The organism is Desulfosudis oleivorans Hxd3 (genome assembly GCF_000018405.1).
Classification (GTDB): domain Bacteria; phylum Desulfobacterota; class Desulfobacteria; order Desulfobacterales; family Desulfosudaceae; genus Desulfosudis; species Desulfosudis oleivorans.
This window is the reverse complement of sequence record NC_009943.1, coordinates 1,388,688-1,403,615: the sequence shown is the minus strand read 5'-3', so window position 1 is coordinate 1,403,615 and position 14,928 is coordinate 1,388,688. Positions and strand designations below refer to the sequence as shown.

The 14,928-nt window shown below is 59.1% G+C and carries 12 protein-coding genes; all 12 read right to left on the bottom strand.

The genetic code is table 11. The features are described 5' to 3' along the window. Positions 1 to 71: 71 nt before the first annotated feature. The gene (locus DOLE_RS06015) at positions 72 to 893 is read right to left on the bottom strand and encodes an undecaprenyl-diphosphate phosphatase (protein WP_012174598.1); all 822 of its coding nucleotides are present in this window, start codon (positions 891 to 893) and stop codon (positions 72 to 74) included. Between the two features lie 179 nt (positions 894 to 1,072). Beyond that, positions 1,073 to 1,660 carry a lytic transglycosylase domain-containing protein gene (locus tag DOLE_RS06010; RefSeq protein ID WP_012174597.1) on the bottom strand — a complete coding sequence of 196 codons (588 nt, stop codon included), beginning with the start codon at positions 1,658 to 1,660 and terminating at the stop codon, positions 1,073 to 1,075. 78 nt (positions 1,661 to 1,738) lie between these two features. Then, a complete protein-coding gene (locus tag DOLE_RS06005) occupies positions 1,739 to 2,098 on the bottom strand; it encodes a hypothetical protein (protein ID WP_167320852.1) in 360 nt (119 codons plus the stop codon). Between the two features lie 276 nt (positions 2,099 to 2,374). Further along, the gene (locus DOLE_RS06000; RefSeq protein WP_012174595.1) at positions 2,375 to 5,773 is read right to left on the bottom strand and encodes a UvrD-helicase domain-containing protein; all 3,399 of its coding nucleotides are present in this window, start codon (positions 5,771 to 5,773) and stop codon (positions 2,375 to 2,377) included. A gap of 85 nt (positions 5,774 to 5,858) precedes the next feature. Further along, positions 5,859 to 6,413, bottom strand: coding sequence for a methylated-DNA--[protein]-cysteine S-methyltransferase (locus DOLE_RS17130; RefSeq protein WP_012174594.1), 555 nt, complete (start codon positions 6,411 to 6,413; stop codon positions 5,859 to 5,861). A gap of 350 nt (positions 6,414 to 6,763) precedes the next feature. Continuing rightward, positions 6,764 to 8,038, bottom strand: coding sequence for a nickel pincer cofactor-dependent isomerase, group 22 (locus DOLE_RS05985; RefSeq protein ID WP_012174593.1), 1,275 nt, complete (start codon positions 8,036 to 8,038; stop codon positions 6,764 to 6,766). A gap of 147 nt (positions 8,039 to 8,185) precedes the next feature. Next, a complete protein-coding gene (locus DOLE_RS05980; RefSeq protein WP_012174592.1) occupies positions 8,186 to 8,374 on the bottom strand; it encodes a ferredoxin in 189 nt (62 codons plus the stop codon). A 153-nt stretch (positions 8,375 to 8,527) separates the two neighbouring features. Beyond that, on the bottom strand, positions 8,528 to 9,535 hold the full coding sequence (locus DOLE_RS05975; RefSeq protein ID WP_012174591.1) for a hypothetical protein: 1,008 nt from the start codon (positions 9,533 to 9,535) through the stop codon (positions 8,528 to 8,530). A gap of 9 nt (positions 9,536 to 9,544) precedes the next feature. Further along, positions 9,545 to 11,860 (bottom strand): cysteine--tRNA ligase, encoded by a 2,316-nt coding sequence (cysS, locus tag DOLE_RS05970; RefSeq protein WP_012174590.1) that lies wholly within the window; start codon positions 11,858 to 11,860, stop codon positions 9,545 to 9,547. Positions 11,861 to 12,004: 144 nt separating this feature from the next. After that, positions 12,005 to 12,649 carry a dTMP kinase gene (gene tmk, locus DOLE_RS05965; protein ID WP_012174589.1) on the bottom strand — a complete coding sequence of 215 codons (645 nt, stop codon included), beginning with the start codon at positions 12,647 to 12,649 and terminating at the stop codon, positions 12,005 to 12,007. After that, the gene (locus tag DOLE_RS05960; RefSeq protein WP_012174588.1) at positions 12,649 to 13,611 is read right to left on the bottom strand and encodes a 3'-5' exoribonuclease YhaM family protein; all 963 of its coding nucleotides are present in this window, start codon (positions 13,609 to 13,611) and stop codon (positions 12,649 to 12,651) included. Before DOLE_RS05960 ends, tmk begins: the two co-directional genes overlap by 1 nt. Positions 13,612 to 13,624: 13 nt before the next feature. Next, positions 13,625 to 14,383: a 5'/3'-nucleotidase SurE gene (gene surE, locus DOLE_RS05955; RefSeq protein WP_012174587.1), complete on the bottom strand. Its 759-nt coding sequence runs from the start codon at positions 14,381 to 14,383 to the stop codon at positions 13,625 to 13,627. Positions 14,384 to 14,928 lie beyond the last annotated feature (545 nt).

The following is a 14,928-nucleotide window of genomic DNA, read 5'->3' as shown; positions in this document are numbered from 1 at the left end:
TTCCGAAATCGTTATCGGGATCGGGATCAAAATCGCCTCAAAAAAAACCGCCTTGCTCCCATCGGCCCCTTTTACCTCATACCGATCCAGAGCGTCACGCCACCCAGAATGAAACAGTACGGGGCAAAAAGATAGAACCGGCCCTGCTGCACAATCCGGATCAGCACTTTCAATGCGCCATAGCCCACGACAAACGCGGTCAGGGAGCCCAGCACCGTGGCCAGATCCAGCCGTGCATGCCCGGAAAACAGGTCTACGGCGGAAAGCAGTTCAGCGCCGACAATGGCCGGAATGCAGAGCAGAAAAGAAAACCGCGCCGCAGTGGCCCGATCCAGCCCCAGAAAAAGCCCTGCGGCAATGGTGGCCCCGGACCTGGAGATGCCGGGCAGCACGGCCAGCCCCTGGACCATGCCGATCCAGAAGGCACGGCCCTTTGAAAACCCGGACACGCCGACGCCTCCGGTGTCCCGATCCCGGGTCAGCCACAACAGGGTGCCGGTGACCAGAAGCATGGCCCCCACCAGGGGCAGGGAGAAAAACAGGTGGTCTACCTGTTTGAGCCCGAGCCCCAGAATGGCTGTCGGCACCGACCCCACAACGATCAGCAGCGCCAGTTTCAGCCCTTCGGCGTCCCGGTCGGACCGGGGGGCAATGCCGCCGAACATGGCGACAATACCCCGCCCCACCGATACCGCCATCATTCCGAGGTCCTTGCGAAAGACGATCAGCACCGCCAGAAGGGTGCCCATGTGCAGGCTCACGTCAAAGAAGAGGGCCGGTTCGGTGATGCCGAACAGGTGCTGGACCAGCACCAGATGACCGGAGCTGGACACCGGCAGAAACTCGGTCAGCCCCTGAATGATGCCCAGCACAACGCCCTGAATCGGTTCCATCCCGTTTTGCCATCCTTCCGGTTCGCTACGGATAAAGCCCCGCCGTTTTTCGAAAAATCATTGCGCTGATTGTAGTCCAGAGACCGGCGGATTGCAAGGCGTTTGCCGGTGCTTTTCGGGCCTTTCGAGGCAAAAATCAGCCGGATGAAATAACCGGGGGAGAGATGGAAGGCGACCGTTTATTTGTAAACGATATAATACTTCATCACCTTCCGGACGTAGTCCATGGTCTCGGTATAGGGAGGAACGCGGCCATACCGGGCCACGGCATTGGGCCCGGCATTGTAGGCGGCCAGGGCCAGTTGCAGGTTGCCGTTATGCCGGTTGAGCATTTCTCGAAGATACCGGGCGCCGCCCATGATGTTCTGGTAGGGGTCAAAGGGGTCACGAATATCGAGTGCCCGGAAATTGTGGGGCATGATCTGCATCAGCCCCTTTGCGCCGGCCGGAGAGACGGCCCGGGCGTTGAAATTGGATTCCACCTTGATCAGGGCCTTGAGCAGACCGAAAGAGATCCGGTATTTTCCCGCCGCCTCCTGAATCCAGGTGTCATAGTCGGATCGGTCATAAGCGGTGGAACCCTTTTCGTCCACCGACAGGTAAAGATAAAATCCGTCACCCCCGGGCCGGTCGGTAAAATGGAGCACACCGTCCTTGTCGATGTGCTTGTAGACATCGGCATTCAGAAACGACGGCCCGGCAACAACAAAAAGAAGTGCCAGAAGCATCCGCCCTGCCGGCCCTCTTATGATCCTGTAATGTGTCATTCCGTCACCTGCCGCCTGATCGTCCCGTTGACGCCATTTTCCATCTCATAAATGATGTATTATTTTAGCACGGGAAATCTATCCTGCCAAACATTCTGAAAGCCGTTTTTTGATAAACCGCGCCGGGAAATCAGGATGGGCCACATATGAACCGGTACCGGATGAAAAGGTCTGGTAAAGGTTGTCGAACACCGCTGTTTTGTCATTATCATCGACAAAATTACGCTCCCGCCGCTGTTCAAACACCACGATTTCTCCCAGGGCTTTTTGCACATCGGCCGGGTCCATGGCATCAGCGCCCTGCCCCAGGAAACCCTCCCGCACCGGCACCACCACCCTGGCCAGCAGCACCACATACCACCGGTCTCCGGCTATTTTCCGGGAGGCGTCATAGATGCTCATCTCAAGGCCGTTGGCCAGTGTTTTTGTCTCAATCATCCGCTCTTCCATGTTGCTCCTCATTATTCCATTAGCCGTTTCACTCCTCAATGGCAGAAACGGTTGTCCCGCCCGTTGCAGCGCAGCCGAGCGCGAATGCTTTTTTCGGAAGAAAGCGGTCAGGCTGTCTGAGTTCGCCGCGGGCGAACGAGTTCCTGACCGCGCCAAAAAAAGCGTTTGCGCGAGGGCAGCCACGCCTGTGGCGTGGCGAGCCAGAGGCCAAGCTGCAAGGGCATGTTTCTTTTGGTCCTTTTCTTTGCGCCAAAGAAAAGGACATTAAAACAGTTCCATCTGTACATGCCCGTCTTTGGGCGGCCTGCCTGTTTCCACCTCGGCCTGCTCCTTCAGGTCGCCTTCGATATCCGCCACGAACCGGGAAAGGGTGCAGGCCTTTCTTTTGCCGTAAAGGGTGCGGTTTTTCGCCCAGGTCAAAAAAAGCCGCTCTTTTGCCCGGGTCATGGCCACGTAAAAAAGCCGCCGCTCCTCGTCAATATCCGTCGCCCTGTCGCCATATCCCGAAAACGGAACCAGGTCCTCTTCGCAGCCGGCCACAAACACCACGGCAAACTCAAGGCCCTTGGCCGCGTGCAGGGTCATTAGCCGCACCCGGTCCACACCCGGCATAACGGCATCGGCATCCGCGGCCAGGGCCACGGTATCAAAAAAAGCGGTTGCGTCCGTGCCCGCGGGCCGGGCCGCTTCAACCGCCGCGTCAAAAGCTTCCCGATTCTTTTTACTCCCGTTTACAAGGGTCGCAAGCGGTTCCATGTTTTCTATCAGAAAGCGCAGCCGCCCGGCAACCGGAAGATGGCCGGTTCGGGCCTTTAACTCCGCCACGGTGCGGGCCGCCCCGGCCAGCCGGCGCTGGGCCGCCTGGGAAAGGCCGGGCACCGGAAACCGCTCGGTGGCGGCAAGGACCTCGGCCGCCGGCAGGTTGCGCTCTTTTGCCCACGCGGAAATCACAGCCTGCTTTTTTGCCGCGGTGGCGCCGTAAAGCACTCCTCCGGCCTTTTCCAGGTCGATAAAGGTGGCCTGCCCTTCTGCCAGCCGCAGCAGGGAAATCGCTTCGCCCACGCCCCGGGCCGCGTAAATTCTCTGTTTGCTCACCACGTGGCAGGGAATGCCCGCTGACTCAAGGACATCGGCAAAAACTTCCGTCTGGCGACGGGTCCGGCACAGCACGGCAAAATCGGCAAACCCGAGCCCGGCAGGGGCCTCGTATCCGGCCTTGCCAAAATCAACGGAATGAAAACCGAGCCCCCCCACCATTCGCTCAATGGTCCGGCCCGCGAAAACCGCCTCGGCCCGCTCCGAGGCAAGCCTTGCCACGGTGACAACGGGAACACCGGCAATGTCCGAGTAAACCCGAACCCGGCCCGGGTCATCGTCCTGACCGGTGATCACATGATAAGCGGCGGACACAATGGTCTGGGTGGAGCGGTAATTTTTTTCCAGAAAAAAGCGGGCGGCCCCGGGGTAGTCGGTTTCAAAGGTCTGGAAATAGGCGGCGCTGGCACCGCGAAACCCATAGATGGCCTGGTCCGGATCCCCGATCACGCAGATGTTGCCGCCGGCCGGCGCCAGTGCCTGGATCAGGCGGTACTGGGCGTGGTTCACATCCTGGTACTCATCCACGAATATATAAACAAACCGCTGCTGCGCGGTCTGCCGCACATCCTTATGGCCTTCCAGCAGGTCCACGGCCCGGCAGATCAGGTCTTCGTAATCGCAGCCGCTGTTTTCGGCCAGCAACGCCTGGTAGTCGCCGTAAAGGGTTGCCAGAAGATCGGGGGCCGTCTCCCGTGCCACACCCGACAGGTCATCACCGGGCCCCAGCATGGCCTGCTTGGCCGACGCAATCATGTCCAGCAGCCGGTCCGGACCGGGCAGGCCATCCGCCTTGCCGGCCGCGGCCCGTTTGAGCACCGTTTTTGCCAGGATACGCCGGTCATACTCATCCAGTACCACGGCGTCAAAACCGCCCTGCTCCCGCAGCAGGCCCAGGCAAAACCCGTGAAAGGTGGAGACAAAGGGAAGATCGGTGTTGCCGCCCAGCATGGCGGCCAGGCGATCGGCCATCTCCCGGGCCGCCCGATTGGTAAAGGTAATGGCCAGAACCGCACCGGCCGGCACCTGCCGTGCCTGTATCAGGTGGGCCATACGGCAGGTGATGGTCCGGGTCTTGCCCGAGCCCGGCCCGGCCACGATCACCATGGGGCCGGCGCCGTGATTAACTGCGGCCAGTTGGGCCGTGCTAAGACCGGCGGTTATGTTTTCCGGTTCGGCCACGACCGGGGCTGGAACAACGTCCGGCGCCTCAAAAAGAGAGGCCTGGCGGGGAGCCGCAACCAGCGGGACCTGTTTTGCCGGCGCAGGAGCATTTGGCACGGCAAAAAGATGCTGTTCGCCTTTGAGCCGTTCGATCTCACCGTCTGAAAAAAGGGTCACCCGGCCGTAGGCGCCGTCATAACCGGCAGACCGTGTTACCTTGCCCTCCCGCATGCGCGATACAGCGACATCCAGCAGGGGCAATCCGCTTTGAACGATCTCTTCTGCGGGAAGCCGGTAAAGAATGTCAAACTCCGGCCCCAGGCGCTCCAGCACCGACCGGTAGGCCTGGACCACCTTTTTGGACTTGGGGCCCACCCCCACCAGTTCGGAAATTATCTCCGGCAGGGGAATGATGCTGTAAAAGGGGTGGCTCTTTGCGGGCAGGCTGCCCTCGTCCCGGTCGGCCAGCTCCTCCACCCGGTAGAGCACGCCCAGGGTCAGGGGTTTTCCGCACACCGGGCAGAGCCCCTGGTGCTGGCGGGTCTGGGCCGGATGCAGGCGAATACCGCAGTCCCGGTGCCCGTCCAGGTGATACTTGCCCTCTTCCGGGAAAAACTCGTAGGTGCCCAGGAACCGGTCCGGGTCGCCGGTTTTCATGGCATCTATCATGGCGCCGTAGGAGAGTTCGGTGTCAAACAGGTTGGCTTCCCGGCCCAGGTTGGCCGGAGAGTGGGCGTCGGAGTTGGAGATCAGGGTCCGGCCGTCAATGCCGGACACCCGCCAGTTCATGGGCGGGTCCGACGAGAGCCCGGTCTCCAGGGCAAACACCTGATCGGTCAGGTCCTCAAAACACGCTTCGATGGCGTCAAACCCCGACCTGGAGCCGAACAGGGAAAACCAGGGGGTCCAGACATGGGCCGGCACAAAAAAGGCGTCCGAAGAGACCTCAAGGGCCGTTTCCAAAAGATTTCTGGCATCCATGCCAAGAATGGGCCGGCCGTCGGACTGAATGTTGCCAATGGCACCAAGTTTCGCGTTAAACCGGGCCGCTGCCTTCAGACCGGGCATGAAAACCAGGTTGTGGTTTTTTCGAACGGCCCCGGCTTTTTTATAGATATTGCTGATCTCCGTGGACAGCACAAACCGCACCGGTCTTCGGCACGCAGCCGGCACCTCTGCATCACACACCTTTGCCAGATCATCTTTGAGCCTAAACAGGCCCGGTTCGGCAGGCACCAGCTTTTCAGAGATCTGGGCAAACCAGGCCGGGTGCGTGTAGTCCCCGGTGGCCAATACGGTGATGCCCTTGATCTGGGCCCAGATGTAAAGATGCTCAAAATCCAGGTCCGACGAAGTGGCCCGTGAGTAGGCTGAATGAATATGCAGGTCCGCTATGTAACGCATTGTGTTTGTCCAAAACCTGTTTTAGAAAAACAAAAAAACCGACGCTGGCGATGCTCTATCCAAATCGAAATCGGGGTCGGGATCGCTATCGGGATCGAAATCGAGACGCATTATATTTGACGGCACGCAAAACCGTCTTTTGCTCCAACTCAATCATTCTCTTTTTCAGGTCCGTGCCGCCGCCGAATCCGCCCAGAGCACCGTCGGCCCGTATCACCCGGTGGCAGGGAATCAATATGGGAAACCGGTTGTTTGCCATGGTGTTTCCCACAAACCGGGCCCCGCCGGTAAACCCGGCCCGCCGGGCGACCTCGCCGTAACTTTGCACCGTTCCATAGGCAATGTCAAACACGGCTCGCAGCACTTTTTGCTGATTGTGGGTTGCCTCGCTCATGTCAAACCAGCGCCAGGGGAGTTTTACTTTTTTGCCGTCAAAATAGTCAACCAGGGCCTGGGCCACGGCCTGGGCCTCTTCAGGATGACCTCCTGCCCTGCCCTGCCGGCCCCTTATGGATACGCCGGGCAGAAAAACCCGCACAATGGTAAAAGGGTTTTCCCGAAAGACCAGACCGCATTTTCCAAAGGCGGTGTCGACCATCACAGTGACGGTTTCGGCAGTTTCTGCTTTTTGTCTGGTCATGCGATCCTGTTTAGATTACGTTTAACGGGTGATATCCATTAAAGTTTATTCTGCCTTATCGAATGCCACCCGCCGCATACGTCATTGCCCGGCTTGCGTGTCCGCCATAGCCTTGGCGACGGCGGAATCGGGCAATCCAGCGTAAAATTGACTTTCCACCTTATTGATTGGGTATTGGGCCATTTTTATTCTGGATCGCCGGGTCAAGCCCGGCGATGACGGGGGAGCGCGGCCGGCCACTCCAAACAGACCCACGGGCAAGGCTTTTCGGCCTTGGCCCGTACCACCCATTTAAGGTCAAAACCCCTTACCCGTTCGATCCCGATACCGATTTTGATAAGCTGCGGTAATCACTCAAACCCGTCGGACAGGTTGCCCTCGGCATCAAAAGCCATGGGGGCCCAATCGATAAGGCGTTCCAGGCCGTCGATCCGGGCCATGTCCGATTCCAGGGCTTTGGAGACCCAGAACGTTTCAAGGTGGAAGGTATCGCAAATGCGAACGATGCGGGCCGTGTCAAACGACTCGCACCCGCAGGTCCGGCCACAGGCGGCCAGGGCCTCCCGGTCGGTGTCAAACCAGGGAGGGACAGCCGCCTTTTCCGGGGATATGGCGGCCAAAGCGTTGGCATAGGTCTTTTCCCGGTCCATGGCGGAAACCAGCCGGGAAGTGGTAAAATCGGCCAGGCCAATGCCGTTGGCGTTGCCCGCTGATTCGGGAGCCAGATCCCTTACAAAGATGCGCCGGGCATGGGGAGCGACAAAAAAATCGCCGGTGATGTCCCGGTGACGGCCCGTCACATTAGCGTCCATGCCGATGCCGCTGATGTTCTTGCCGATGCGGTCAACGATCAAAATATCCAGGAGATCAAATGGAATGCGGGCCATCGTGGCGTACGCTTCTTTTAAAAGAACCTTTTCTCTTTCCATCATCTCTTCTGGCGCCACCGCCTCAATGCGCGATACATTGCCGCAGCCGTCCTCCACCAGGGCAAGTCCGCACAGCACGTTGCAGTGTTGCAGGATCACTTCCGCCGCCTGCTCAATCACGCCAAAGGAGTGGGCCACTGCAAACCGGTGAATGGTGGCCGCGCCATCGGCCTTTCCCAGGCCAACGGCCAGCATTTTGGCAAGGCCGCTTTCAATGGGGCCGGAAAACTTGGTGTGGGGTTTGACGCGGTTGACCGGAAGAATGTAATCCGCTTCCAGCGCGGTTTTGGACACCCGTACCGGCATGCCGCAGGAAAGCCGGTCGATCTCCATGGTATCCATATCGGAAACAACCGGCACGCCCATGGCTTCCCCGGTGATGCCGTAACCGGCCAGCACCTTTTTCTGGCCGTCGGCCGTGGCCCCGCCATGGCTGCCCATGGCCGGCACGATAAACGGCTCAAGTCCCCTGTCCTTTAGTGCCTTTACGCAGACCCGCACAATGGTGTCGATGCCGAAAATGCCCCGGCTGCCAACGGCCAGGGCCACCCGTGCCCCCGGTTTTACCGGCCGGGCCGACAGGTACGGACCGATTGCCCGCTCAACCGCGTCTGCCAGATCGACGATCGGCGCCCGCAAAAGAGCCTGGCGGATGAGAGCCATGGAAGGAAAGGATGTGGTTGCCCGGCTGTCCATTTAAAGGGCCTCGCGTTTTTGTAAAAGGCGTTGCGTTTTTTGAAGGGTTCAAGGGGCCCAGGGGCCCTTTAAACAAAAAATCCCGGCTTTAAAACAACGGGGTTTCAAAGCCGGGATTGCATGCCGTAAAAATCGATTTGCTTTTAACTATATCTCTTCCACGGTGATGGCGTTTTCTTCACACACCTCAACGCAGGTCTCGCAACCCAGGCACTCGTCCATGTTGACAGGATTGGCCTTGCCATCCACCATCTCAAACACTTCCACCGGGCAGTTGTCCACGCACTCTTCGCACGCCTTGCACTTGTCCTCATCCACAGTCACTTGCCAAGCCATTGTAAAGCCTCCTTATTTATGATTATCCGTGTGTCGGCCTCAAAGCTGCACGCCCAAAGACCTTGCCATATTCGAAATTCAAAATTTTCTATACCACTTCAAAAACCAAAGTCAAGGATTTATAAGCCGGTTATGGAAAATTCGCCGGGCCGGTTACACTGTTTTTAACCTTCCGATAATAATATTTTTTATATCTTTCCCGTCCGGAACATCATCGTGCCCGGCAACCCGGGGCGCAAAAAACTCAAAAAAAGCGCGGGGCCCGGTATCGGGAAGAACAAAAAGGGACAGGACGGCTTCACTCCACTCCGGGCCGCCATGGAAAAAAGCGGCGGGCGCCGGAAGGCGTTCATCTCCCCTGCCGCGGGCCAGTTTTTCCAGAAAGTCTGAGAGCTCACCCTGCCAGTCTTTCAAGGCCAGCGGATCGGTGACTGCGTCCAGAAAAGGAATGCCGGGGATTTCCGCGACCGGTGCCATGGAGGGGAAACAGGCCTCAATGTGGGCTATCACTGCCTCGCTGTCTGTGATAAAAACCGCGGACGGCAGGGTGTCGCGGGCCGCCACCATGGCCCAGGCCCGCATTCGCTGGCCCGTCATGCGGGTGCCCGCATCTTCCGCCGGACCGGCAACACTCAGGCCCAGCACCTCCTGGGAAAGATCGTCGTCATCCCCGCTTTCGCCGCGAAGGGTGTCAAAAATGGCTTTTTCCCTGGCCTCCAGGGCACCGACCCCCCGGGCCACCTCCGCCTCCCCAAGGTCGTGGTCCAGGGCCAGGCGCATAAAGAGCTTGGCTTCCACCAGATCATCTGCTGCTGTTGCCGCAGCGCTCTTTTGCCTCAAAATCTCATTGCGGACATAGGAGATGGTGGTTTCATCAAAAAAGGGGGCGCGACCCTTTTCCCATGTTTTGACAAACGACATGTCAGCGCCGAGGGTCGCCTCCTTCCACTGAATGGCGGCCCGGTAAAGGTCTTCCACTGCTCCATCCAGGTCGGCCGCCGGCACACGGGTTTCCAGATATTCCGGCTGGCCGCAAAGTCCCAGGACCGGTTCCCTGGCGCTTTCTGCAGGCAGGTAAATTCCCATGACCGGAAAACAGACGACCAGGCGGGCCATGGTCCGGTCGGACAAAACGGAAAAAGGAAAATAGATAGGTATCATCACAGGTCCTTACAACTTTTCATCGGTCACGGAAACGCCCATGTCGCGCAACGTCTCCCGCAGGCGGTCCGCCAGTTCCCAGTCCTTTGCTTTCCGGGCCGCTTCCCGCTGTTCCATCAGCTGTTTTACTTCGGGCAAAAGATCGTCGGCCGGGGTCTGGTCAAAATCAAACACCTGCAGCACGCTATCGATGCCGGCAAAGGCGTCCTGTATCTTTTCCGCGGCCGGGCCGTCCAGGCGCGACTGGTCCAGCATCACGTTGACGGTTTTCACATTTTTAAAAATGTTGGCCAGGGCCGCCGACACATTCAGGTCATCGTCCATGGCGTCGACAAATCCCTGCCGGATATCATAGAGCAGCTGGTCCACATCCTGTTCCGCGCCTTCCATTTGCCGGGCACTTTCCGCGGACGGGTTCGCCGCCAGGTCGGCCAGCGACCGGACGCAGCCGTCCAGCCGGGCCAGGGCCGATGCCGCGGCCGCAATACGATCGGCGGAAAAAGAAAGGGCCTTCCGGTAATGGCCGGAAATCAGCCAGTACCGCAGCTGGCGACCGGTAAACCCCATGTCCAGGGCCTGCTCTAGGGTGGTGCGGGCCGTCTTCCAGTGCACACTGTCGTCCGACTCCAGCACGCTGTCGCAGTGAACCCAATAACGGGCCGGCTCCCGGCCGGTGGCGGCCCGGGCAATGGCAATCTCGTTTTCATGGTGGGGAAACACCAGATCCCGGCTGCCGGTATGAATATCAAACCGGTCCCCCAGGTATTTTCTGGAAATGGCGGCGCATTGAATGTGCAACGACGGCCGCACATTGCCCCAACGGGTCTTCAGATACCATCCTTGCTTGAGCTCGGACATCTTGGCCCGCTTGAGCAGGGTAAAGTCCCGGGGGTTCTCCTTTTCATATTCGTCCAGGTCCACTGTGGCGCCCAGCCGAATTTTGTTGGTGTCTATGTTGGAAAGCCCGCCATACCCTTCGGCGCTGGCAATATCAAAATAGACCGACCGCAGTTTTTCATAGGCCACGCCTCGGTCCACCAGCTTTTCGACCAGGGCCACCATCTCCGGCGCCTCCTGGCTGGCCAGGGGATAGGCGTCGGCCGGATGGACCCGCAGGGTCTTGAGATCCGCTTTAAAAAGATCGATGTAGGTGCCGGTAAACGCGGCCAGGTCCATGCCCGCCTTCTGGGCGCCCTCTATGGTCCTGTCGTCAAAATCGGTAATATTGACAATATGCCGGACCTCGAATCCCCTGTAGACCAGGTAACGGCAAAGCAGATCGGCAAACACCATGCGACGGCACTGGCCCAGGTCCATGCGGGCGTGGACCGTGGGGCCGCAGGAATAGATGGAGGCCTTTCCCTGCGCCAGGGGCGCAAACGCCTCCTTTTCCCGGGTCAGGGTGTTGAACAGCACCACACCGCTCTTCTCGGGCTCCACAAACAGCGTGGTGGAAAGATAACGCTCGCCGCTGTCCGGCAGGATCACCACGATGATGCCGGCTTCCATGGCCCGGGCCTCTTCTGCGGCAACGTGCATGGCGGCCCCGCTGCTCATGCCCACCAGCAGCCCTTCTTCCCTGGCCAGGCGGCGGGTCATTTCGTAGGCGGCCTCATCCTCGATGTTGGGTTTGGCGTCCAGCCGCTTCTGTTCAAAAATTTCCGGGCGGTAGGACTCCTTCATGTTTTTGAGCCCCTGAATCTTGTGCCCTAGAAACGGTTCCACCCCCACGATGCGAATATCCGGTTTGAGTTCTTTAAGGCGCCGGGAAAGGCCCATGGCTGTTCCGCTGGTGCCCAGGGTGGCCACCACCACGTCCACCTTTCCCTCGGTCTGATCCCATATCTCCTGGGCCGTGCCGGTGTAATGGGCCTTCCAGTTGGCCTCGTTGTTGAACTGGTCGGTACAGAAATAGGTTTCCGGGTTTTCCCGGGCCAGCCGGTAGACCTCTTCAATGGCGCCGTCCGTTCCCAGATGGCCGGGCGTGAGCAGAATCTCGGCTCCCCGGGCCCGCAGAATCTTCTTGCGCTCTTCACTGGCCCGCTCGGACATGGCCAACAGCAGCCGGTACCCCTTGATGGCGCACACCATGGCAAGTCCGATGCCGGTGTTGCCGCTGGTGGCCTCCAGCACGATCTTCTCTTTTGTCAGGCGGCCGGAGGCTTCACCGTCTTCGATCATGGCAACAGCGGCCCGGTCCTTGATCGATCCGCCGGGGTTCATGTACTCCAGCTTGGCAAAAATTTTAACCCTCGGATTCGGGGAGAGCCGCCGAATCTCCACCAAAGGAGTGTTGCCGATCTTGTTTAACAGAGTATGGTCCATATCAATCTATCCAAATCGGTATCGGTATCGGTATCGGTATCGGTATCGAAATCGGTATCGACCCAACAAACATGCCGCACCTCGCCACTTTTCTTACCCCACGCCGTTTTCCCCGTCAACCGCATTATTCCGTGGCGGGAAGACTCACGGGCGATTGATATCCGGCACCCGTTCCAGGGCCGCGATCATCCGGCCGGCCACTTCGGCCGCCGGCCCGAGCGCGTCGATCACCACAAACCGCTCCGGTTCCCGCCGGGCCAGGTCCAGGTAGCCATGCCGCACCCGCTCATGAAAGGCCATCTTTTCATTTTCAAACCGGCAGTCGGCCGCCTCCTTGCCGTTCCGCGCAATGCGCTGCCAGGCCCTTTTCAGGCCTGCCTCCGGCGGCAGGTCAAACAGAAGGGTGATGTCGGGTTTCCGGCCCCCGGTGGCGACCCGGTTCAACACCTGGACCAGCTCCATGTCAAGGCCCCGGGCCCACCCCTGGTAAACCTCGGTGGCGTCGGCAAACCGGTCACACACCACGGTTTTTCCCTCGGCCAGGGCCGGTTCGATCAGCCGGCGCACATGCTGGGCACGGTCCGCCGCGTAAAGAAACAACTCGGTCTCCGGCGACATATCACTGTTGTCCGGATCCAGCAGCAGGGACCGGATCTTTTGCCCCATGCCGGTGCCCCCCGGTTCCCGGGTGACTACACAGGTATGTCCGTGCTGTTCCAGAAAATCGACCAGGCGGGGAAGCTGGGTGGTTTTGCCGGCCCCTTCGATACCTTCAAGCGTGATAAACACTAAGATTCTTTCCCGTTACCCATGTAAAAATAGCGCTCCATGGGCCGATGGTAGGCGGTCCACTTCTGGCGGGGATCCTGGCTGTCCATGAAGGTGCCGATGCCCACCACCTTGGAGTCCACCTCGTCGATATGGTTCAGCACCAGGGCCTCCAGGGTCTTGGGCGGTTCCACCGCGCCGAACTCCCGGGTGCCGTGATGGCTGGCCACCAGGTGTTTGACAAGGTTGGCCCGCTCCGGGGAGAAGTTCTCCACCTGGGCGATTCTCTCCTCCACCATCATGATGCCCAGCACCATGTGGTTGAGCAGCCGTCCCTCGTCGGAGTAGTCGATGACCACGTCGTAGACAAACTCCCGGGTCTTGCCGATATCGTGAAGAATGGCGCCGGCCAGCAGCATGTCTCTGTCCAGCCGATCGCCGTACCGGTCGGCCACCGCCAGGGCCAGTTCCGCCACGGCCACGGTGTGTTCCAGCAACCCGCCCAGGTAGGCGTGGTGCATCAGCTTGGCCGCCGGGGCCCGCTTGAACCGGTTTTCCACAAAATCGTCATCATCCCAGAACCGTTCCAGAAGCTGCTTGAGGTCCGGGCTGGTCATGGCCCGGGTCATGGCCAGCAGGCGCCGGAACATGGCGTTGACGTCGCCGGTGGTGACCGGCAGAAAATCAGCGGCATCCACCTGCCCGGGATCGCAGGGGCCGAGGCCGGTCAGGGTCAGCTGCGGCGTTCCCTTGTAGGCGGAAACATTTCCCGCGGCCCGCACAAACATGCCCTCGGCCACGGCGGCATCGGCGGGTTCCACGTTGTCCCACATCACCGCGTCAATGGTGCCGGTCTTGTCGGACAGCACCAGCCGCAAAAACGGATTGCCGTCTTTCTTTCGGGCCAGGGTCTTGGACGAGAGCAGAAACACCTCTTCCACAGTGTCGCCGGGTCGAAGATTTTCAACAAACAGACGCTTCATCGTCTCTTCCTGTTCACAGATCCAGGCTAAACTGTTTCAGCCGCTCCAGAACCCCGTAATGGGTGCCGTCACAGGTGACCGGAGTGATGGAAACCGTGCCGTTGCGCAGCATGGCCCGGTCGGTATCCCCGGTTCCATCGCCGTGGGTGTTGTCATAGGCATACCAGTAGTAGGCCAGGCCCCGGGGGTCATTTCGCATGTCCACCCGGTCGCCCGGGGGCAGCACGTCCTGACTGCAGAAGCAGATACCGGTAATCCGTTCTCTCGGCAGGTCGGGCATGTTGACGTTTAAAAAGGTATTGGCCGGCATCTCCATTTCGGCAAGACGCTCCACCAGGGTCTGGGTGAGGGAGGCGCCTTCATCAAAATAGGCCGGTGGATAACCGTCCATGGAAACTGCTATGGACGGCACACCGTACACGCACGCCTCCCGGGCCGCGGCCACGGTGCCGGAATAGTGCATGTAGGCCCCGTGGTTCAGCCCCGCGTTGATGCCGGAAATGACCAGGTCGGGCCGGGGGTCAAGCAGGGCCAGAATACCCAGCTTGACGCAGTCCGCCGGCGTGCCGGACACCGCGTACCACTCGCCTCCGGCCGGGTGGTTTCGCTGATTGACCCGCAGGGGCTGGTGCAGGCTGATGCCGTGGCCCACGGCGCTGCGCTCCGCCTCCGGCGCCACCACCACCACCCGGTGGTCTCTGGAAAAGACCCGGTAAAGGGCCAGCAGCCCTTCGGCATCAATGCCGTCGTCGTTGGTTAATACGATATTCATGAGAAATTTTCTGCCTTTAAATTCTTGCTCTTACTCGTAATCTTACTCTTTATCCCCATACCGTTCCGGCCTCAGCCGGCTCTTTTTGAGTACGAGTAAGAGCAAGATAGACTGCAAGTCTGAAAAATATGACCGAAGCGTCCATCCTGATGCACTTCGGAAATGACATACCATTAAAAAACAACGGTTTTATGAGTACCATAAACCACACTCGCTGAAAAGAATAAAAGCGGGTGGGCTGACAATGGCACAGTTTAAGGAACTGTTCAGCATCGTTATCAAAAAAAACGGCCGACGTGAGGAAGTCGGCCGTAACAGGGTCAGGGCATAACCCGGATATTTCACGAGTTGATTTGGCCGCAGATGCAAGGCGCGGGACATGAAGCTGTAGTCAATCTACCGCGAATGTCTCGCAACACAGCAGCTGCGGTTAAGGTGACTCGCCCGAAGGGTGAAATTTTTCGGCATAAAATTGATATAAAATACCTCAAACCGTTCATAACAGTTTGTGTTTTCAAAAAACGCCTGAAATCAATTTCAACACA